Source organism: Marinobacter sp. KMM 10035, assembly GCF_046537445.1.
Classification (GTDB): domain Bacteria; phylum Pseudomonadota; class Gammaproteobacteria; order Pseudomonadales; family Oleiphilaceae; genus Marinobacter; species Marinobacter sediminicola.
In genome coordinates this window covers 558,751-580,865 of sequence record NZ_JBBVMG010000001.1, presented here as the reverse complement: position 1 = coordinate 580,865, position 22,115 = coordinate 558,751, and the positions used below count along the sequence as shown (strand labels likewise).

Sequence of the window (22,115 nt, the reverse complement as noted above, 5' to 3'; positions counted from 1 at the left end):
CCTAATGAGTGAATCGAGCTACAATTCGGCCAGTATCAAAGTCCTGAAGGGACTGGATGCGGTGCGAAAAAGGCCAGGAATGTACATTGGCGATACCGATGATGGCACTGGCCTGCATCACATGGTGTTTGAACTGGTGGATAACTCCATCGATGAAGCTCTGGCCGGACACTGTACTGAGATAGGGATCATTATTCACCCGGACGAGTCTGTAAGCGTTCAGGATAATGGCCGAGGTATTCCTGTGGATATCCACGAGGAAGAAGGCGTATCCGCTGCCGAAGTTATCATGACGGTGCTGCATGCCGGGGGTAAGTTTGATGACAACTCCTACAAGGTATCCGGTGGTCTTCACGGTGTAGGCGTTTCGGTTGTAAACGCTTTGTCCTCTACCCTTACCCTGACTATCCGTCGCGATGGCAAGGTGTATGAACAGGTTTATACACACGGTGTGCCCAATGCGCCGTTGGCACCTGTTGGTGATACGGAAGCGTCTGGCACTCGAGTGCATTTCATTCCGTCCCCGGAAACTTTTTCTACTATTGAGTTCCACTACGAAATCCTGGCAAAACGCATCAGGGAACTGGCGTTTTTGAACAGTGGCGTTCGTATCCGCCTGACGGATGAGCGTAGTGGCAAAGAAGAAATCTTTGAATATGAAGGCGGGTTGAGAGCGTTTGTTGAGCACCTCAATACCAATAAAACCCCCATTAACCGGGTTTTCCATTTTACCCGGGAGCGTGAAGACGGCATCGTGGTTGAAGTTGCTATGCAGTGGAATGATGCATTCCAGGAAAATATCTACTGCTTCACCAATAACATTCCCCAGCGGGATGGTGGTACCCACCTGGCCGGCTTCCGTGCAGCACTCACCCGCTCCCTGAACAACTACATTGAACAGGAAGGCTTGGGTAAGAAAGCCAAGGTAAGCACCTCTGGCGACGACGCGCGTGAAGGCCTCACGGCTATCATCAGTGTGAAAGTTCCTGATCCCAAGTTCTCTTCACAAACCAAAGACAAACTGGTGTCTTCGGAAGTTAAAACCGCCGTCGAGCAGGAACTCTATCAAAGTTTTGCTGAATACCTGCAAGAGCAGCCTAACGAAGCCAAACTGATCGTTAACAAGATGATTGAAGCGGCGCGTGCCCGTGAAGCGGCCCGGAAGGCACGGGATATGACTCGACGCAAAGGCGCTCTGGATATCGCCGGCCTACCCGGCAAGCTGGCAGACTGCCAGGAGAAAGACCCCGCGCTTTCTGAACTGTTCATAGTGGAGGGTGACTCGGCCGGCGGAAGCGCCAAACAGGGCCGAGACCGCAAAACCCAGGCGATTCTGCCGCTGAAAGGTAAGATCCTGAACGTGGAGAAAGCACGCTTCGACAAGATGCTATCTTCCGCTGAAGTGGGCACGCTGATTACGGCTCTTGGTTGTGGCATTGGTCGGGAAGAGTTCAACCCGGACAAGCTTCGCTATCACTCCATCATTATCATGACGGACGCCGATGTGGATGGTTCCCACATCCGCACGTTGCTACTGACGTTCCTGTTCCGCCAAATGCGAGAAATTATCGAACGTGGTCACGTGTTTATTGCCATGCCTCCCCTGTACAAGGTGAAGCGTGGCAAGCAGGAGCAGTACCTGAAGGATGAAAAGGCTATGGAAGCCTATCTCACCCAGACATCTCTGGAAGGTGCACAGCTCTTCGTGAACCCCGAAGCGCCATCCATCAAGGATTCCGCACTTGAAACTATGGTGAAGGATTATCAGGCCGTGATGGCTATGATTGAGCGGCTGTCCCGCGCTTATCCTGCCAAGGTGTTGGAGCAGATGCTGCATAACGACACTCTGAAATCAGAGCAACTGAAAGATGAACAAGCAGTTGCTGCCTGGGCAAGTCGTCTTGGTGAAGGCCTGGATATAGATACCCGTACCGGTACCAAATTCACCTTCTCAGTCAGCAAGGATTCCGAGCGCGGTCTGTTCCTGCCTAAGGTGACGATTCATGTTCACGGGATTCCTACTGAATATGTATTTAGCCATGATTTCTTTGACTCACCGTCTTATGGTGCAATTGCGCGCCTTGGCGAGACTCTGAACGGACTTATCGAGGACGGTGCATACGTTCAGCGTGGCGAGCGCAAGCAGGCGGTGTTGTCGTTTGAAGGCGCGCTGGACTGGTTGATGAAGGAAGCGCAGCGAGGCCTGAGCATTCAGCGCTACAAGGGTTTGGGGGAGATGAACCCGGATCAGCTGTGGGAAACCACCATGGATCCAGATAGCCGCCGCATGATGAAAGTGAAGATTGATGATGCTGTCGCAGCAGATCAGATCTTTACGACATTGATGGGTGATGATGTAGAGCCCCGTCGAGATTTCATCCAGGCTCACGCTTTGGAAGTGCACAACCTCGACATCTGATCAGGCTTAATCAGGTAATAAAAAAGCGGCCAGAGTAGTATTGCTCTGGCCGCTTTTTTTGTACCTTGAATCCGGGTATCTCGTTGGATTACATCGTGATTGTCGGCAATCTATAGACTAGTGTCTGGATTTTTCTTTCTCCGCCAAATGAGGCGCCATCACGTCTTCAAGGGTGTAGCCTGTAAGACGGCGGATGGTTCTCCAAAGGTAATAGAAGATGAGCATCATCATTACCATAGAGGGAATGGCGATCATCGGGTAGCTCACCAGAGTCATCCTGCCAAGCTCCTCATTAAATGCCTGGGTACCAGAGGGACTGACGACAATCCAGCGGGCCAGAACATAGTTCATAATGGAGGAAAACAGGAAGGTTCCGGCAAAAAAGTAACTGGCTTTCAACAAGCGCCCTTCAAACTCCGCTACGCGATTGTTCTCCTCCAGGGACTCTTGAATTTTGTCCACATCAAGAACGTTGGGGTTATAAAGAAGAGTACGAACCAAGGGGTATTTGGTGCGGGTAGAGGCAAGTACCGCGAGGCCGATTATTGCGGGAATAGCTGCTTCCTTAATGGCAAGCCAGCCGGCGTCCAGTTCAAGCAAGCCGATACCGCCTGTGAGCCCCACACTTATCAGGCCCAGCAAGGCGATAAAGTTTTTCTTCCTGTAGCGGATCAGCTCAAAAAGGCCCCACCCCAATGGAAAGGCCAAGCCAAGAATCAGGGCATTAACACTGCCTAGATGCTCGTCGCCACTGAACTTCATCAGGATAACGGATGGGATAATAATGCTGACCAGAAGATCAACCCAAGGTCTCGGTTTGTGGTCGGGCATTGATGTGGTATTTGGTGCGGTCATGGCTCTGCCTGGTTGGTGAAACAGCTCAGGTCAGTATACGACGAACGCCATAAAAAAGCCGAACCCGGAGGTTCGGCTTAGGTCACATATGATTCAACTAAAACGTATCAGGCGCCGACTTCTTTCAGGCACTCTTCAACGATTGCCAAGCCTTCTTCAAGGATGCTGTCCTCGATGGTTACCGGCATAAGGAAGCGCAAGGTATTACCGTACATGCCACAGCTCAGAAGGATCAGGCCCTTCTCTTTGGCCTTTTTGGTGATCTCCGCAGCCAGATCTGGCCTTGGTGTGCGGCTTTCCTTACTTTCAACCATCTCGAATGCCGCCATGGGGCCTAAGCCGCGAACGTTATCTACATGGGTAAACTTTTCCTGCCATTGGCTAAAGCGCTGATTTAGCTTCTCGCCCAGGCTGATGCTTTTACCGAGAATATCTTCTTCCTTGAATACCTCGAATACTGCAAGGGCAGCCGCACAAGCAGTTGGGCTACCGGTATAGGTGCCACCCAACGAGTTGGGCCCCGACGAGTCCATGACTTTATCGGTACCAACAATTGCCGAAATTGGCATACCATCAGCCATACTCTTGGCCATGGTAATAATGTCGGCTTCAACACCGCTGTGCTCCAGAGCAAACATCTTGCCGGTACGGCCAAAGCCACTCTGAACTTCGTCCACAATCAGTAGAATGCCGTTGTCGTCACAAATCTTCCGGAGTGCTTTCAGGAAGCTGGTGGGTGCTGCATAAAAACCACCCTCACCCAATACCGGCTCAAGCACGATCGCAGCTGTCTGGTCTGCCGGAGAGTCGGCCTTCATGGTCATCTGCAGACCACGCAGCGCTTCTTCCTCAGTCACACCGTGATACGGCACAGGATAAGGTGCGCGGAATACGCTGCCTGGCATGGGGCCAAAGTCTGTCTGGTAAGGTGCGGCCTTGCCATTCATTGCCATGGTCATGAAGGTACGGCCGTGGTAACCACCGTTGAAGCAGATTACGTTGGTGCGGCCGGTGGCTGCACGGGCAATTTTAAGAGCGTTCTCCAGTGCTTCAGCACCGGAGTTGGCCAGCATTACTTTAGCGTGGCCTTTTACCGGCGTGACTTCGCTCAGCTTTTGCGCCAGGCGCACATAGCCCTCATAGGGCATAACGGTTTGGCAGGTGTGCATCAGCTTATCGAGCTGGGCTTTTATCGCCGCCACTACTTTCGGGTGCCGATGGCCGATGTTTAGAACACCAATGCCACCCGCAAAATCGATCATGCGTTTTCCGTCAGCGTCCCACAGTTCTGCGTTGGTTGCGTGATCGGCAAATTGCTCGTTTGGGCTCGCCACGCCCGCTGCAACATAGCGTTCTTTGAGTGCCTGAAGTTCTTTGTTGCTCACTTTGCCATTCTCCCTGTGTCTCTGATTAAAACAGTCTCGTTAACCAGTGTAGGGAGTAGAACGGAATGACACAAACTGACCACATTGAAAAGAGTGATCATACTGACTGCTCCCGGAATTGCAGATCTGCCAAACGGCGATAGAGTTCGTTCTCCTGCATCAACTCATCATGTGTGCCAACGGCTAACAGGCGACCCTGATCCAGAACCGCTATTCGGTCCGCATTACGTACAGTAGCCAGTCTGTGGGCGATCACAAGAGTGGTTCTACCGGATGTCAGGGCAGGCATAGCCTGTTGGATCAAGCTCTCGCTTTCAGCATCCAGCGCGCTAGTGGCTTCATCCAATAGCATTATGGGTGCGTCGGCCAGTAGCGCACGGGCAATGGCCAGCCGTTGCTTCTGGCCCCCCGAAAGCCCTAACCCGGCATCACCCAGCTGTGAGTGATAGCCTTCGGGCAACTTTGCAATGAACTCGTGAGCGTGAGCAATGCGACCCGCTTTTTCTACGTCGGCCTGGCTGGCCTCTGGGCGTGCATAGCGGATGTTGTCGATCACTGTGCCGTGGAACAGAGCGGGGTTCTGGGGCACGAGTGCAAAGCATCTTCTGAGCGCCTCGAGAGAAACCGTGGCACTGTCTGTGCCATCAATATGAATGGTGCCGCTGTCGGGTTGATAGAAATGCAATAGGAGATCAAACAGTGTGGATTTACCGGCCCCGGAAGGTCCAACCAGCGCCAGAGTCTCCCCTGCCCGTACCTGCAGGCTAATATCGCTCAGTGCAGGGTGTTCGCTGCGACCGGGATAACTGAAGTTAAGCCCGTCGATGGTGATTTCGCCGGTAATTTTCCTCGGAAATTCATTTACTTGTTCAGTAGGCCGATCAAAAGCCGGCTTTGTTTGCAGAAGCTCAAAAAGCCTGGCCGCGGAGCCTGCAGCCCGTTGCAGTTCACCGATGACCTCGCTGATCGCCCCAGCGGCTACGCCTACCAACAAACTGTAAAACAGAAATGCAGCCAGCTCCCCCGGGGAAATGCGGCCGTGGATAACATCAAGACCACCAATCCAGATCACTATGCCTACGGCCCCCATCACCAGGGAAATGGCCAAGGTGGTTAGCCAGGCGCGCTGGGTGATACGGGCTCGGGCTATCTCAAAAGCCCGTTCGGAAACCTCGGAAAAGAACCGCCGGTCGTGGGGCTGATGATTGAAGGCTTGAACCGTTTTAATTTGCGTGAGGTTTTCCCCCACGTAGCTACCCACATCGGCCACCCTGTCCTGGCTGAGCCGGGATAGCTGCCGAACCCGGCGACCGAAAAACAGGATGGGGGCAATAACCAGAGGGAAACCCAGCAAAATAATCCCGGCGAGCTTGGCGTTGGTGATGAACAGCAGAGCCAAACCACCTATCAGCATCAGCGCATTACGCAAGGCAATAGAGACAGTTGAGCCGATCACCGATTGCAGAACGGTGGTGTCGGCAGTAAATCGAGACTGTATTTCCAGAGCACGGTTCTGCTCGAAGAACCCCGGGTGCAGGTCAATAAGATGATTGAACACTTGCTTGCGGATATCGGCGACCACGCGCTCGCCTATCCACGACACCAGATAAAAACGCGCGAAGGAACCAAAAGCCAGCCCCAACACCAGTATGAAGAACAGGCCAACCGCCTGGGCCAGGTTTTCGGGTGATTGGGTAGCCAGGCCTTGATCCACTAGAATCCTGAGGCCCTGCCCCAAGCCAAGGGTGATGCCTGCGGTGATGACCAGTGCCACCAAGGCGCCCGCGACCGCTTTGCGGTAGGGACTAATAAAGCCGATGACGAGTTTCAGGGCCTGCCGATGACGAGTGTTAATGATGTGACTCCTGAAGTTGAGGTGGAGTAATATTCACAAGCCCTATCATACGCTTGTCCTCTCCGTAAAAATGAAGGAAGTCTCTTGCGCGCTTATGCTGACAGTGATTACCCCGCTAACCACAAGCCTGACTGGAAAGTGATCGCCGGGCTCTGGCCCTACCTTGCCGAATTCCGCGGGCGAGTAGCCTTGTCTGTTGCCTTCCTGATACTGGCAAAACTGGCGACGGTCGCAACGCCTGTGGCCTTGAAATACATTGTGGATTATCTGGACCAGGGCCGCGAGGCTGAGCTGTTGCTTTGGATTCCCGTGGTGCTGGTGGTTGCCTACGGAACCTTGAGGTTTAGCAGCACCCTGTTCGGCGAATTGCGGGACGCTGTGTTCGCTCGGGTTGCAGAGCGCGCCATGCGGCGGGTGTCGCTGCGGGTGTTCCGCCACCTGCACGACCGGGAACTGGCTTTCCATCTCGATCGAAAAACCGGGGGGCTGGCCCGCGACATAGAGCGAGGCACCACCGGTATCAGCTTCCTGCTACGTTTTACCCTGTTCAACATTTTCCCCACCCTGCTGGAAATCCTGATGGTGGCGGGCATTCTATTTGTCGCGTTTAACGCCAGCTATGTGTTTGCCATCCTCATTGCTGTGGTGGTGTATGTGGTTTTCTCCATCAGAGTGACCGAGTGGCGAACCAAGTTCGTGCGCGAGGCAAACGCTCGGGATAACCAGTCCAACTCCCGCGCCATCGACAGCCTGCTGAACTACGAAACCGTTAAATACTTTAATAACGAAACATTCGAAGCCGAGCTATACGACGAGAATCTGGAAGGCTGGGAGAAGGCACGGCTGAAAAACCGCCTTTCTCTGGCTGCCCTCAACTCTGGCCAGGCCCTGATCATTGGTTTGGCCATGATAACCATGATGGTAATGGCCGTGAGAGAAGTAGCCAGTGGTGCTATAACCCTGGGCGACTTCACCATGATCAACGCCTATCTGCTTCAACTGTTTATTCCATTGAACGCTCTGGGCTTTGTGTATCGGGAAATTCGCCAGTCTCTGGTGAATGTGGAACGCCTGTTTGGTTTGCTTGGTGAAACGCCCGCGATTAAAGACGCTCCCGGGGCTTCGGCGCTCGTAGTGGACGAAGGCGAGGTAGGCTTTCATCACGTCCATTTTGCTTACCGTTCAGATCGCCCGATTTTGCAGGATGTGGACTTCACCATTCCTGCCGGTCACACCTTGGCCGTTGTAGGCGCCAGCGGTGCCGGTAAATCCACCCTCGCCCGCTTGTTGTTCCGTTTTTTTGATGTGGATAAAGGCAGCATCACCATTGATGGTCAGGATATTCGTGAGGTTAGCCAAGACAGCCTGCGCTCAGCAATCGGAGTGGTTCCGCAAGACACCGTTCTGTTCAATGACACCCTGTACAGTAACCTCGCATACGGCAGGCCAGGGGCTACGGAAGCGGAGGTACATCATGCTGCAAAGCAGGCGCGCCTGGACGACTTCATTCGCAGCCTGCCGGAAGGCTACGACACCAAAGTGGGCGAGCGCGGCTTGAAACTCTCCGGCGGGGAAAAGCAGCGCGTTGCTATTGCCCGTGTACTTCTGAAAAACCCACCGTTGTTGATTCTCGACGAAGCTACCTCGTCGTTGGACTCCATCTCCGAACAGGCAATCCTGGATGCCCTGAACGAAGTCAGCCGTCAGCGCACCACGCTGGTCATCGCACACCGTTTATCCACGGTGCGAGATGCCGATACGATTCTTGTAATGGATCATGGCCAGATTGTGGAGAGCGGAGGGCACAGTGAGCTGTTGGCACAGAATGGCTACTACGCCAGATTGTGGCTGCAGCAACAGCATAGTGAGGATGATAGTCTCGAGTGAGACTGATTTTCCCTGGGATCAGATTTGGTGGCTCGCCCGAACAAATGTCTTACATCATGGTTTTTCGAAACAAGAAATCATCGAGTCAAAACCGAAGCTAACCCCGAAGCCCGAACCACCCGCTGCTCCACACTTTCCGAGAACACGCTGGCGTCACCGGTTATCAGGCTAAACCAGTTTTTTGCTCGGGTGATGCCTGTATACACCAACTCTCGCGTGAGCACAGGGCTGAGGCGATCTGGCAGCACCAGGCAGGTATGATTGAACTCCGAGCCCTGGGATTTATGCACGGTCATGGCGTACACGGTTTCCAGTTGCTGCAGTCGGCTGGGTGATATCCAGCGGATGTCGCCGCTGCCGTCACTGCTGGGGAAGGCTACGCGCAACACGGGTTTCGGTTGCTCGCCGCTGGCTTGTGCGTCAGTGCCCCAGGGCAGGCTGAAAGTAATGCCTACATCGCCGTTCATCAGGCCCAAGTTATAATCGTTGCCGGTAATCAGCACCGGACGCCCGGCGTACCAGCCTTCGGCGCGGGGAATGAGTCTTTGTTTGAGCAGGTGGTCGGCGATCAGCTCGTTGAGCCCTTCCACGCCCCAAGGGCCGCGGCGCAGGGCGCAGAGTACCTGAAAATCACTGAAGGCCTCCAATACCGATCTTGCCAGTTTATCCCACTGCTCCGTTGTGCTGTTGCTGTCGAGGCTGTGATTTTGCATCAGCGATAAGTAGTGACGGTAGCCTACCGGTGGCGGCAAGGGCTGGCTGCTGCCATCGATTCGCCCTTCCCCGTTATTGTGGAAAGCTTCCGGGCTGCCACTGACCGCATGGCGGCAGATGAGCACCTGAGCGTCTTCCAGAGAGGGTCTTCTGACACTGCCATTCAGCCACACCACATCCTCAAAACCGGCGCTGCGGGCTTGCTGAAGCATGCTGTCGCTCAGGGTGTTGGTGTTGACCGCTTCGGCCAGTTGGCGAATGCCACTGCCTTCGGCAAAGCGGTAGCTCTTGCGCAACATGGCCACGGCTTGATCCAGCGGTTGGCCTTCGGTGTCCTGAAAGCTTGTCGGGATGTCTGTTCCGGTTATGGCTTTCAGCCACTGGACAGTTTCTGGCAGATAGTGGCCATCTGGCGCGCGCTGGCACAATTCACCCAACACGGCGCCGGCGTCTACCGAGGCCAGCTGGTCTTTATCGCCCAGCAGAACAAGTTGGGCGTTTGCGGGCAGGGCGTCGAACACCGAGGCCATCATGTCCAAGTCCACCATCGACGCTTCGTCGATCACCAGAATATCCACCAGCAGCGGGTTGTCTCGGTTATGGCGGAATTTGCGGGTGTCCGGGCGACTGCCCAAAAGCCTGTGGAGCGTGGTTACTTTGGTGGGAATGTCCGCGAGAGACACCTGCCCCGGCAGCTGTGCCAGTGGCAGACGGCTAACAGCACCGCCGATGGATTCGTTCAGCCGGGCCGCGGCTTTGCCTGTGGGCGCTGCGAGGCGAATACGGTATTTGCGGCCATCTCGTTCGCCGGATTCACCTGCGACGGACTGCAGGGCGGCCAGTAAATTTACTACTGTGGTGGTTTTTCCGGTGCCGGGGCCACCAGTAATAACGGCAAACCGATTACGGGCCGCCAGGGCACTGGCGAGCTTTTGATAGTCCACCGAATCGCCCGAAGAACCCTGTGGTTTGAACAGAACGTTCAAGGCATTGCTCAGTGTTTTTGTAGCCAGTGAAGACGGGTCGGACAGGGTGGATGGTTGTGCCAGACGCTGCAGAATGCCGGCTGCAATTTTCTGTTCGTAGCGCCAGAATCGGCGCAAGTAGAGGCGAGTACCACTCAATACAAGGGGCGTTGTTTGTGAGCCATCACTTACCGCCAGCGCCATACCCAGAGCGTCCAGGCATTGTTCCGTGGACACGCGAGCCAGTACTTCTTCAGGGCCATTGAGGTTGCTATCCGCGTTTTCTTGCTCCTCCGTTGGCAGGGAGAGAGTACTGTTCGCATCAGCTATCAGGTCAGCCAGATCCACACATACATGGCCCCGGCCAACCTGATGGGATGTCAGTGCAGCGAGTAGCAAAACCAGCGGTTGCGGTGCTTCACCCTGCTCTTCTGAAAGATCCTGAATCAGTCGGGCAAAGCGCACGTCCAGCGGGCGAATCCAGCCGGCTTGCTGCCAGCTATCCAGAAGCTCCAGAACATTTTCGGTTTGGTCTAAAGCAAGGCGAGTGTCCTGGCTGGGAGATGTTGGCGGTGTCTTATCCGCATCAATGGCTCCATCCAGATCAAAGGCAAACTGATTATCGGTATTCCGAGTTTTACTCATGCCGCCACCTCCCCGGGGACTGCCTTGCCGTCGAACATGGCATCCAGTTGTTCAATCAACTCTCTGGGTGGTTTGTCGGTAAACGCCCCTGCCCCCGGCGCATTCACGCCGCGCAAAAACAGATACACCGCACCGCCGATGTGCTGGTCGTAGTCATAATCCGGCAGGCGGGCTTTCAGCAAACGGTGCAGGGCCAGCAGATAGAGGATGTATTGCAGGTCGTAGCGCTTCTCCAGAATCGCCTCGCCCATGGCTTGATCTGTGTAGGCGCTGTCGTTGTCGCCAAGGTAGTTGGATTTGTAGTCCAGCACGTAATACTGCCCCTTGTGTTCAAACACCAGATCGATAAAGCCTTTCAACATGCCGTTGAAGCGCCCGTCATCCACTCGCGGGCGGTCCGCGCCGTTGAGGGTGTGTTGAGTCACCAATTTGTCCATGGCCCGGGTACTCACATTGCGGCTCTCAAACCAGAACTCCAGTTCCGGGCGCAGGGTGCCCAGGCCCGCCAGGCTCACGCTTTCGCCACTGTTGCGGCTTAACGGCAGCGGTTGGCGGATGAGCGCAAGTATCCACTGCTCCAGAGTGTCTACCCAGTCACTCCAGCCCCGGGTGCGGCAACGGCGGGTGAGCTGCTCACGCAAGTGTTCGGGGTTATCCACAATGTGTTGCAGCCCCTGTTGCACGCACCACTCCAGCAGATCGTGCAGAAAGGTTCCGGGGCCTGCGCCTTTCGGGAAGCTGTGCAGGCTGTGGCTGAGCGAAATGCTTGCGTTCTCATCCTCAGGATTGTGGGCGCCTTCTTCCAGAAGGTTCTGGGTTTCGGCGTCTTCCACTTCTCCGGCGAAGGCTATGCCGGTTCCGGAAAGCCCGCTGTATTCCAGTGAGGAGTAGCTGGCAATCCACCAGTCTTCCCGGGCTTCGCGGGTTGAGATCAGTGCAGGCCCGAGTGCTGCGGGCGCTTCTTCTGCATAACGCAATCCGGTCGCTTCTGGCAGAGCCTCTGTACATAACTCTGTGTGGCCATCAACCAGATGCTTCAGCGCGTCACTCAGCGGGTGTTGCGCAGCAGGCTCTCCACCCAGTAGATAACCCAGACCGCTGAGGTGCCAGTTATCAATCTCGGCAACGCCCACCCAAGTGGCGAAGCGGGCGCGGGTCAGGGCCACGTAGAGTTTGCGGATATCCTCGCCCAACCGCTCCTGATCTGCCCGGGCAACGTCTTCCGGCGTTGGATCAAATACGGTGATCAGCTTTGCGTTGTCATCGTGATAACGCACGAACGACTGTTTTTCGCTCTGAGCGCGGAAGGCTGTGCCAAAGGGCAGGAACACCAAGGGATATTCCAGACCCTTGGACTTGTGGACGGTAATCACCTTTACCAGGCCGGCATCGCTTTCCAGGCGCAGGGTGCGGTGTTCGTCTTCTTCGTCCGCCGCGCGCAGAATCTGGGTGTAGTGGTGTACCAGAGCGTGTTCGCCGTCCAGTTGCAGGCTGTCCTGTTGCAGTAGTTCGGCAATGTGCAAAATGTCGGTCAGCCGGCGTTCACCTTCCGGGCGCTGCAGCAGGCGGCCGGGTACATCAAAGTCCATCAGGAAGCTGCGCAGCATGGGCAGTACACCCTGGCTCTGCCATTGCTTCTGATAGCCCATAAAGCGATCAATCTCCCGCTCCAGCGCCATCTCGTCGGTCAACAGTTGGTCAAGATAGCGCCAAGGCAAACCCAGCGTGGGCGTGGCCAGAGCAGCCCGGGCGTAGGCCAGTTGCCGTGGCTCGGCAAAAGCTTTGAGCCAGCACAGCACTTCTTTTGCCTCTTGCGAGGTAAGCACCGAATCCCGGTCAGACAGGTACACACTTTTAATGCGCCTTTGGCCCAGCGCATCTCGCACAGCAGCGGCTTCGTTGCGGTTATTCACCAGAATGGCTATGTCTTTGGGTTCAACCGGCTCCAGGTCGCCTTTGTTCTCTTCCAGAGCAAATCCTGCCAGCCCTTGTTGGCCAAGTGTCAGCAGTCGGGCGATTTCGCTGGCGCAGGTTTCTGCCACATCCGTTGTGGCGGCGCCTTTAGCGAGACCTTTACGATTGCCATTTTTGTCTTCCTGATCGCTTTCCAGTGACCATAGGGTGAGGCTGGGCTGTACCTCGCCATTTACCGACCACAGGCGCTTGGTGCCGTTGGCGTCTACGCCCTTAAATGGCAGGGGTGAGGTGTCGCCTTTGCCGAACAGGAAGGCACCTTCCGGGCTGTTCAGGTCGCCATGTTCAAACACCCGGTTGACCGCTTTTACCATGGGCTTGGACGAACGGAAGTTGCGGCCCAGCGTCCAGGTGCGGTCGCGGGCACCGGTGCGGGCGTCCAGATAGGTGTAGATGTCGGCGCCGCGGAAGCCGTAAATGGCCTGCTTCGGATCGCCAATCATCAGCAGGCAGGTATGCAGGTGATTCTCTGCAACCCGGTAAATGCGGTTGAAGATGCGGTATTGCACCGGATCTGTGTCCTGGAATTCGTCAATCAGCGCCACCGGGAACTGCCGACGAATGGTGGCGGCCAGTTGATCGCCACGGGGGCCATGCAGGGCGTCGTCCAGCCGTGTGAGCAGGTCGTCAAAGCCCATTTCCGAGCGCTTTTGTTTTTCCGATTCCAGCCGCGCTGCAATCCAGCAACTGGCGTGCCGAAGAATGTCGGCCTCGGCGCTGGGCAGGCTCTGGCTGAATTCGATCAGCTCTGCAATGGCATCAAAGGCGGGATGATGGGGTGCATCGCCCTCGCCTTTGAGTTTTGTCGGCAGTATGTCCGGTGTCTGGTTCTGGAAACCGGCTTTGTCCAGACCCTCCGGGTAAAGCTCATCGGAGGCAGCCCACTCCAGCAGTTTGTCCCAAGCGGCAATCATGGGTTTCATGCTGCCACCGTGCAGGCGTTTGCTCTTGTTCAGCGCAATCAGCATGTCGGTAACTTCAGGCTTCCAGTCTGCCCATGGGTAGGCTTTCAAAGCCTGAGCCCGCTCCATGCGCTTTTGCACAGTGGCTTCGATGGCCTGCTTTACATCGTCGGTGGCGACTTCAAAGGAGTCGGCATCGCCGAGCAGGTTATGCACAGAGGCGCGCAAGTTGTCCGGGGTTTTCCAGTGGCTCAGTACTTCGTCCATCAGTACCGGCGACAGCGGGTAGATAAAAGTGCGCCAGTAGTCCCGCGCGACCTCATCGAGCAGTTCACTCTGATCGGTTTCCAGAGAAAGGCGGAACAGGCTGCCGCTGTCGAACGCATGCTCAGTGAGCATCCGGTTACACCAAGCGTGAATGGTGGACACCGCAGCTTCGTCCATCCACTCGGCGGCCAGCAGAAGTTTTTTGCGGCAGTCCGGCCAGGTTGCCGGGTCTGGGTAGCTGTCATCCCGGAGCTGATGGATCAGTGCGGTTTCCGGCGTGGACTGAATGCTCCCCCCGTTGCTGGAAAACACCTCGGCCGCTTGCGTGAGCCGGGTGCGGATACGGTCTCGCAGTTCCTTGGTGGCAGCGTCGGTGAAGGTCACCACCAGCAGGTTGGGCGGCAGCATGCCGGAAGCCAGCGGGCTGTCTTCGGGTTGTCCGTGGCCAAGCACAAAACGCACGTACAAAATGGCGATGGTGAAGGTTTTGCCGGTACCCGCACTGGCCTCAATCAGGCTGCTGCCGTTCAGGGACAGCGCCAGTGGATCGAGGTTCGGGTTTTTTGTCACGGTTGTAGCCGTCATAGCTTGCCCTCAATCTGAGCAGCGGCGGATTTATCCTGTTCGGCCTCCCAAAGGGGCACATAAAGCGCGTGCAGCAAGGCTTCAAATTCGCCGCTTTCCATCAGAGCTTCAGGATTTTCAAAGGCACCGCGCAGATAGCCTGTGTCGCGCTCCAGGGCTGTGGTGTAGGCCTGTTGGGCATCGCTGATGGCGCGTTCGTGATCACCGAGAAATTTCTTGCTCTGGTAGAAGCTGTAAATCCAGGCGAAACCGGCTTCACAGTGCAGCGGCAAGGCGCGGGTGCTGGCTTCTATCCAATGGGCCAGTATGGCGTTCAGATGCTTGGCGGCAGTTTCCTTGGGCAGAGGTGCAAAGCGGACTTTGCGACCTTCTTCCTTGCCCAGAATCAGGGTTTCAAACGGTTGTGCTGTCAGTTGCCCTGCCAGATGAATCACCCAATCCCGCATCAGGTTGGCGTAGCGGAGTTTTTTGCTGCTGCCGCTGCCGGTGAGCAGGCTGGAACCGGCGATAACCAGGCGGCAGGCATTGCCGTCGTGGTTGCGGCGCAGGTTGTTAATCAAGTCCAGCACCTCTACCGATCCGGTGCTGTTGGCTAGCCTGTACTCAAACGGTATCGGCTCGTTGATCGTCTCGGGCCACTCGGCCAGAGCGCTCTGATAGCGCTGGAACAGATCCGGCAAACGGCCGGAGAGGTCGCTACGCAATCTGTGTTCGGTGACGCCCATACCCAGGTCGCCACGTCGCGCCATGCGATCCAGCGTGCTTTCCAGGCGTTTGTGCAGGTCTTCTTCATTGCCGGCTTTCAGCAGGCCCTGCTCAATCAGTTCAGTATCCAGACGCCAGCGGTCGAGACCGTTCAGATCAAAGTTTTCGTTATCCGTGTCGTCGTCTTCCACATCCTCAAAGCGTACCTGCAAACGGCGCTGGTAAAAGGTATCCACAGGCTTTTTCAGGAAACCAGCCAGATCGTTGAGGGTGATGGGTTCCTCGGGCTGTTGATATGGCAGGGCTGTTTGTTGCTGACGCGGTTCTTCCGTTTCGTTGCCATGGGCACCGCGCCATTCGTGTTCGTAGGTGAACAGGCTGCGGGTGTGTTGGGCTTCGGGGAAATAATCCCGGCTGAAGGGTTGCAGCGGGTGGCTGGTGGTCAGTGCGGCGGTTACGGAATCCTTTGGCTTTCCTGGCACCTGCCACAAGCTGTCGAGATGATCCTGCAACTGGCCCACCAGTACCGAGGGTGGTCGCGGCGAGTCGTCACGGATGCTGCGCCCTACCCAGCTGATATACAGCTGCTCGCGAGCTGAGAGCATGGCTTCGAGAAACAGATAACGATCGTCTTCCCGGCGGGAGCGGTCGCCCGGGCGGTAATCCTGAGCCATCAGATCAAAATCCACCGGCGGCCGTGAGCGCGGGTAGTCGCCGTCGTTCATGCCCAGCAGGCATACTTTTCGGAAGGGGATCGCACGCATGGGCATGAGTGTGGCGAAGTTTACCTTGCCGGCCAGGAAGCGCTGGTTCAGGCCGCCTTCATCCAGGCCTTCCAGTAACACGTCCTTCACGATATTCAACGGAAGCGACTGTTGATCCAGCCCGGCGGCCATCGTGTCTTCCAGCCACTGCTCCAGCTGCCGGCGAAAGCGGTTAAGTAGCAGGAGGTCGTGCCCTTCTACCTTGTGGAAAAACTGCTCCAGCATGGCCGAGAAGAGCTCTTCCCACTCTTGGGGTGTGCGGCTTGCCTGCAGCTCTTGCCATAAGGTTTCCAAGCGGTAAACGAATTCGCCAAGACGGCCTGCCAAGCTTGCTTGCAGCCCTCCGATTTCACCGTAGGGCTGAACACCTGCCCAAGGCTCGTCGTCGCCCATGCCGTAACCTAAAAGCATGGAACGCAGGCCAGCCTGCCAGGTGTTGCGATCCAGACCGGCAGGCAACTCCAGGCTTTCCCGGTGGGCACCGTGCAGGCCCCACCGGATGTTAGCGCCTTCTACCCAACGACGCGCCAACGGAATTTCTTCTTCGGCAATCTCGAAGCGGTCGCGAACCCCGGGCACTTCCAGCAGGCTGATAATCTCACTCACCCCGAAACGGCTGCGGGGCAGCGACATGAGCGTTTCCAGGGCAATCAGTACCGGCTCGTGGTGGCGCTGGCCTTGATCGGAAATGGTGAACGGAATGTGGCGCTTGAGGCCTGAAGTATAGCGACCAAACACCGCCTGAATATGAGGTGCGTAGACGTTGATATCCGGCACCATCACCATCACATCCCGGGGTCGCAGCGTGGCATCTGCGTTGAAGGCCGCCAGCAGCTGATCGTGCAGAATCTCCACTTCCCGTTGCGGGCTGTGGGCATCGTGGAAAGCTATGGAATGGTCGTGAGCCAGGTCGAGTTCACGCTGTTCATCCCGAATTTCCTGAAGCGGCGTCAGGTTGTAGATGTCATTCTGAAGCTGATGCAGCAGGCAAGGCGCCTGATCCGATCCGTGCTCGGAGAAGATATCGATCTTCTGATCCGGCGTCTGGAAGCTGGCACGATACTCATCGGGATTGTCGAACTCATCCAGCAAGCGAATATAATCCCGGCCTTGTTTACCCCAGGCGGCCAGCAGCGGATTGGCGTGCTGGTGCAACTGGTCGGCATCTTCAATTTTCGACAGGGTCTGGTGGACTTTGCCGCGCTTGCGCTCCGCTTTCAGTAGCTCGCGGTCGCTGACAATATCCGCCCAGTAGAACTGCGACGGGTTGTGTACGCACAGCACCACCTGGCTGAAACGACTAAGCACGTAGAGAGCTTCCAGCGCCTGACGCGGCAGCGAGGATACCCCGAATACTACGATGCGTTTGGGCAAACGGCTTGGGTGAGCGGGCGCAGAGATACGCTGGCCTTCGGCCATAAACCGCGTGTGAATCTGCGAACGGCTGGTGTGGGCTTCAGCGCCTGTATCTTCCACCAGCTTGCGCCAGAGCATCGGCTGCCAAAGAGTGTCTTCCTCAACCGGCTTTTCTTCGCTGCGGGCGGTGATCACCACATCCCGGCCCTGCTCCCAGGCGGCCAGCCAATCGGCGCGGAACACCTGATACTGGTCGAACAAATCCGCTACTTTTTCGGCCAACTGGAATGCTCGCAAATCCGGATCACTGCCTTCCAGAAAGCGCGCCAGCGGATTGAACACCTCGTCGGTATGAACCAGTTCCGGCAGCAGCCGATAAAGCCGCCACACCAGCCGCCGTTTATCAAAGGGAGATTGCTCCGGCACTTCGCCATCCGGCAGCACGGCACGGTAGGCTTGCCAGATAAATCGCGCCGGGAACAGAAAATCCATACCAGCAGCGATTCCGAGCCCACCTTCACTGCCATCTTCCGAACGCTTCTCCGCCAGTGCCAGCTTCAACCACTGGGCAATACCATTACTCTGCACCAGAAAGGTCTCGCTCTGTAGCGGCGGCAGCGGGTTCTGCTGGCAGATAAACACCACAGCCCGGCGCAGGTCTTCCAGATGGTTGGCGTGAACGGCGTGAAAACCGGGGGTGATGGCAGAATGTTCGGGCATGCTTTTCCTTATCGGATTATCGTATCACCCGTGATCAGGGCATTGTGCTGGCGCTAACTAGTAAAGAGTACCGCAACTGGTATAAGAATCAGACCAGGTGCAGTGGACAATATAATAGAGGGTAGCGACAGGTTGTGTCGTTCTAATAGGCTTTGGTTTTATGAGTAAGCATCTTCGGCCTGCCTCGGCCGATCTTGAAAACCCCCTGTACTACCTGCAAAACATGGAAACGGTAGTCGCCTGGGTGGCAAACCATCACTCGGATCTGCTGCTGGAGCCGGAGCGAGGCTGTTTGCGCGATTTTTTTGAGTTGTCTCGCGCTGCCCGTGCCTTGCTGACTCGCATGGTGATGCGCACAGGGGATTTGTTTCGCGCTGATAAGCTGAATTACCCGGAGTTGGGGTGCCCGGAAGCGGAGGCGCTTGATGAGTTGATTGCCGGTGGTTGGCTGGATGCCGATCCCCTGCTGGCTCTGGATGACATTTTCCGTCTGTTTACTTTGGTTGAACTGCGCACGGCTTTTACACCGATACTGGAGCAAGCCGGACTTGCCAAAAATCTTTCCAAAGCCCGAATGAAGGAAGTCCTGCAGGAAACCTTTAGTGATGCTCGCAGGCTGGAGGAGTGGTTTGATGACGCGGTTTCCCCTGTGGTGCAGGTCAGTTACATGGCTTTGTTCGATCGCATTCGCCTGATGTTCTTCGGCAACCTACGCCAGAGCTGGTCAGATTTTGTTTTAGTTGAGCTAGGCCATCACCGCTATGAACAGGTTGAGTTCACCCCCGAAGCACGGGCGTTCTCTCAGCGCAGCGAGGTGGACACTTATCTGGCCATGCACCATTGCCGCGAGAGCCTGGATGCTGGCTTTTCTGCAGCAGAGGTTTGGGACGGGATCCCAGATTCAACAGACAACCCCTGGCTGACCGGCCGCCGCGACCGCTTGTTGCTGGAACTGGGGCGGCAAGCGGAACGACAGGGTGACCGGGAACTGGCACTGCAAGCGCTGGCGGCCAGTGGTCACCGGGAAGCAGGATTAAAGCGGTTGCGCCTTTTGGAGCGAATGAAACGCTTTGAGGAAGCCTGGGCTATCGCCGTTCAGTGGGGAAATGGAGAGCTAAGCGATGCCGAAGCTCAGGGTTTGGCTCGTATTATTAAGCGGCTGGCTAAAAAGGTGGGCGAGCCGGTTCCGTCTGCGCTGGTGAATCCTGAAATCCGCGAGTTCACGCTAACCTTGCCGCAGTCCGCCAACTTGGTGGAAGAAGTGGTTCGAGATCAGCTTTCCACGCCGGAAGCGCCAGTGTTCTATGTGGAAAACACTCTGATTAACGGGTTGTTTGGGTTGCTGTGCTGGCACACCCTATTCAAAGCCATTCCTGGCGCTTTCTTTCACCCCTTCCATACCGGCCCCGCAGACTTGGTGCGGGAGGATTTTGTGAGTCGCCGGCAAGCATCGTTTGATGAGTGTTTTGCTGCACTGAAGAATGGCAGCTATCGCCAGAAAATTCTGGATACCTACGCAGCCAAGCAGGGCATCACCAATCCTTTTGTTGTTTGGCCGGCGCTGGATGAAGAATTGCTGAACCTGGCACTGGATAGAATTCCCGCCGCAGACTTGCAGCCTATGTTTGAACGGATCTTATTGAATATACGCGAACATCGAAGTGGTTTCCCTGATCTAATCAAGTTTTCGACGCAAATCGACGAAGATCGGCCCCGTTATGAAATGATCGAAGTAAAAGGCCCGGGCGACCGACTGCAGGATCATCAAATCCGCTGGCTACACTTCTTTGCCCGCAAGGGCATTGCCGCCAGCGTGTGTTACCTACGCTGGCAAGACAGCGAGGCAACAACATGAGGGTGGCGGTTCGAACCCTTTGCGAATTTGCTGCGAGAGAAGGTGATCTGGACTTCCGTTACACCCCGGCGCCCAGTGCAGAAGAGGGCGTTCTTGGTCATCAAGCCATTCAGGGTAAACGCGGTTACGGCTACAAAAGCGAGTATTCACTTACCGGTGAATGCTGGGGGCTTGAGCTCTACGGCCGGGCCGATGTGTATAACCCCCACTCCGGCTTGCTGGAAGAAATCAAAACCCACCGGGGTGATCTCTCCCGAATTCGGCCCCACCAACGGGCGTTGCACCGGGCCCAACTTAGAGCCTATGGTGCCCTGCTCTGCCAGCAGGAAAAGCGCAAATCTCTTAAGCTTTCGCTGGTGTATTTCAATATCGGCAACAACCGGGAAACACCGGTGACGGAAACCGCCACCGCCAAGGAGTTGTGGCAGGAGCTGGAAACCCTGTGCGGGCGTTACCGGTTATGGGCAGAGCAGGAAGCCCACCACCGGGAGCAGCGGGACATTCGCCTTGGTGCTCTGCGATTCCCGTTCAAACAGTTTCGCCCTCGCCAGCGACAGCTTGCTGAAACGGTTTATAAAAACGCGGTAAAAGGCGAAACCCTGCTTCTCGAAGCACCCACAGGTTTGGGTAAAACTCTGGGTACCCTGTTCCCTGCACTGATGGCCATGCCCACAGCCAAACACGACCGGCTGGCTTACCTCACCTGCCGAAATACTGCCCGGCAACTGGCGGTGGACGCAGTGGAGCGTTTGCGAGCGGCACAGGAAGAACCGCACATCTGGCCCTTGCGCACTCTGGAGTTGGTGGCCAAGAACGACGCTTGTGAACACCCGGATAAAGCCTGTCACGGCGATTCCTGCCCGCTAGCCAAAGGCTTCTTTGATCGCCTGCCGGATGCCCGCGCCGAAGCTGCTCAGGCGGGCTCAACGCTCACTCAGGAGGTGTTGGTGAAGATTGCAGCTGGCCACGATATTTGTCCCTATTTTCTGGCCCAGGAAATGGCGCGCTGGTGCGACGTAATAATCGGTGATGTGAACCGGATGTTCGATCAATCTGCCCTGCTCCACGGCCTCACTCGGCAGAACAATTGGAAAACCTCCGTTCTGGTGGATGAAGCCCACAACCTGGTGGATCGCGGCCGTGGGATGTATTCGGTGCAGCTGGATCAGCAGCGGCTTCTTAACGTCCGAAAAACCGCACCCAAGGCTCTGAAACCCCATCTGGATCGAACCGCCCGAGCTTGGCAGGGTGTTATTCGTGATCATTCCGAAAAAGGTGACACGCCGGTATTTCTCGATGAGCTTCCCGCTGCACTGACTGGTAGCCTGCAAGGCTTGGTATCCGGGCTGTCAGATTACCTTGCAGATAACCCGCCGGATTTGGCGTTGCAGGAGGTTTTGTTCGAGTCCGTCGCCTTCATGAAGTTGGCCGACTCCTTTGGTGATCATTCCCTGTGCGAATTTCGCCGCGAAGGCCGGGGCCGGGCAAGCGTTACCATCCAGAATCTGATTCCGGCGGACTTCCTGAGGGATCGCTTTCAGGCCGCCGCCTCGGTTTTGCTGTTCTCTGCCACCCTCAGCCCGGGCGTGTATTACAGGGACTTGCTGGGTTTGCCAGAGGATAGCCGTTTCAGCTCTTTGCCCAGCCCCTTCAGTGCCGATCAGTTACAGGTGCATTTCACGCCAAAGATCAGCACTCGACAGGCTCATCGCGAGGCATCGGTAGAGCCCATTTCCGAACTGATCGCGAATCAATATCGGGATCGCCCGGGGCACTACTTGGCGTTTTTCAGCAGCTTTAAATATTTGAATGAAGTGAGCGCAGCTTTGGCCAACAATGCCCCGGATGTGCCTCAGCGTTCTCAGCATTCGGGCATGAGCCCGCAGCAACGACAAGAGTTTCTGGCAGGGTTCCGGGAAGAATCCGGTAGCGTGGCGTTTGCTGTGTTGGGGGGAGTGTTCAGCGAAGGTATTGATTTACCGGGCGAGCAGTTGATTGGTGCATTTGTGGCCACCTTGGGCCTGCCGCCGTTTGATGCCTGGCATGAGATTCTCAAACACCGCCTGCACAAGCGCTTTGGTGCTGGCTATGACTACACCTACCTGATTCCGGGTTTGCAGAAAGTGGCTCAGGCTGCTGGTCGGGTGATTCGAACACCTGAGGATCGGGGGGTAATCTGGTTGATAGACGACCGCTTTATACAGCCGCAGATTCGAGGGTTGTTGCCTGGCTGGTGGTTCAAAACCGAGACCACTGATTAGA

At 56.1% G+C, this 22,115-nt stretch carries 10 protein-coding genes; 4 read left to right on the top strand and 6 right to left on the bottom strand.

Translation table 11 applies throughout. The features are described 5' to 3' along the window. Positions 1–4: 4 nt before the first annotated feature. Entirely contained in the window at positions 5–2,419 is a 2,415-nt protein-coding gene (gyrB, locus tag AADB16_RS02525) for a DNA topoisomerase (ATP-hydrolyzing) subunit B (RefSeq protein ID WP_298451473.1), read from the top strand. A 117-nt stretch (positions 2,420–2,536) separates the two neighbouring features. Here gyrB and AADB16_RS02520 read toward each other — a convergent pair whose 3' ends face one another. The 3 genes from AADB16_RS02520 to AADB16_RS02510 all read right to left on the bottom strand — a co-directional run bounded on the left by AADB16_RS02520 (position 2,537) and on the right by AADB16_RS02510 (position 6,490). After that, positions 2,537–3,274 (bottom strand): VC0807 family protein, encoded by a 738-nt coding sequence (locus tag AADB16_RS02520; protein WP_309044166.1) that lies wholly within the window; start codon positions 3,272–3,274, stop codon positions 2,537–2,539. Positions 3,275–3,381: 107 nt separating this feature from the next. Beyond that, positions 3,382–4,659 carry a 4-aminobutyrate--2-oxoglutarate transaminase gene (gene gabT / locus AADB16_RS02515; protein ID WP_410801168.1) on the bottom strand — a complete coding sequence of 426 codons (1,278 nt, stop codon included), beginning with the start codon at positions 4,657–4,659 and terminating at the stop codon, positions 3,382–3,384. 97 nt (positions 4,660–4,756) lie between these two features. After that, positions 4,757–6,490 (bottom strand): ABC transporter transmembrane domain-containing protein, encoded by a 1,734-nt coding sequence (locus AADB16_RS02510; RefSeq protein WP_410803565.1) that lies wholly within the window; start codon positions 6,488–6,490, stop codon positions 4,757–4,759. A gap of 108 nt (positions 6,491–6,598) precedes the next feature. Here AADB16_RS02510 and AADB16_RS02505 point away from each other — a divergent pair, with 108 nt between their 5' ends. Then, positions 6,599–8,401, top strand: a complete 1,803-nt coding sequence (locus AADB16_RS02505; protein ID WP_410801166.1) for an ABCB family ABC transporter ATP-binding protein/permease — start codon at positions 6,599–6,601, stop codon at positions 8,399–8,401. A gap of 77 nt (positions 8,402–8,478) precedes the next feature. Here AADB16_RS02505 and recD read toward each other — a convergent pair whose 3' ends face one another. The 3 genes from recD to recC are packed head-to-tail and all read right to left on the bottom strand — an operon-like array spanning position 8,479 to position 17,998. After that, complete coding sequence (gene recD, locus AADB16_RS02500; protein ID WP_410801164.1) at positions 8,479–10,725, bottom strand: exodeoxyribonuclease V subunit alpha; 2,247 nt, start codon at positions 10,723–10,725, stop codon at positions 8,479–8,481. Further along, the gene (gene recB, locus AADB16_RS02495; protein WP_410801162.1) at positions 10,722–14,453 is read right to left on the bottom strand and encodes an exodeoxyribonuclease V subunit beta; all 3,732 of its coding nucleotides are present in this window, start codon (positions 14,451–14,453) and stop codon (positions 10,722–10,724) included. Before recB ends, recD begins: the two co-directional genes overlap by 4 nt. Beyond that, positions 14,450–17,998: an exodeoxyribonuclease V subunit gamma gene (recC, locus tag AADB16_RS02490; protein ID WP_410801160.1), complete on the bottom strand. Its 3,549-nt coding sequence runs from the start codon at positions 17,996–17,998 to the stop codon at positions 14,450–14,452. The genes recB and recC overlap by 4 nt, the downstream gene beginning before the upstream one ends. A 160-nt stretch (positions 17,999–18,158) precedes the next feature. On the opposite strand from recC, the gene AADB16_RS02485 reads away from it, so the two are divergent. Continuing rightward, positions 18,159–19,853 (top strand): VRR-NUC domain-containing protein, encoded by a 1,695-nt coding sequence (locus AADB16_RS02485; RefSeq protein WP_410801158.1) that lies wholly within the window; start codon positions 18,159–18,161, stop codon positions 19,851–19,853. Next, the gene (locus AADB16_RS02480; RefSeq protein WP_410801156.1) at positions 19,850–22,114 is read left to right on the top strand and encodes a helicase C-terminal domain-containing protein; all 2,265 of its coding nucleotides are present in this window, start codon (positions 19,850–19,852) and stop codon (positions 22,112–22,114) included. The genes AADB16_RS02485 and AADB16_RS02480 overlap by 4 nt, the downstream gene beginning before the upstream one ends. Position 22,115: the final 1 nt, after the last annotated feature.

Coding starts and splice junctions, on each gene's coding strand:
- AADB16_RS02485 (WP_410801158.1), top strand. CDS start 18,159: ATGAGTAAGCATCTTCGGCCTGCCTCGGCCGATCTTGAAAACCCCCTG.
- recB (WP_410801162.1), bottom strand. CDS start 14,453: ATGACGGCTACAACCGTGACAAAAAACCCGAACCTCGATCCACTGGCG.
- recD (WP_410801164.1), bottom strand. CDS start 10,725: ATGAGTAAAACTCGGAATACCGATAATCAGTTTGCCTTTGATCTGGAT.
- AADB16_RS02520 (WP_309044166.1), bottom strand. CDS start 3,274: ATGACCGCACCAAATACCACATCAATGCCCGACCACAAACCGAGACCT.
- recC (WP_410801160.1), bottom strand. CDS start 17,998: ATGCCCGAACATTCTGCCATCACCCCCGGTTTTCACGCCGTTCACGCC.
- AADB16_RS02480 (WP_410801156.1), top strand. CDS start 19,850: ATGAGGGTGGCGGTTCGAACCCTTTGCGAATTTGCTGCGAGAGAAGGT.
- gyrB (WP_298451473.1), top strand. CDS start 5: ATGAGTGAATCGAGCTACAATTCGGCCAGTATCAAAGTCCTGAAGGGA.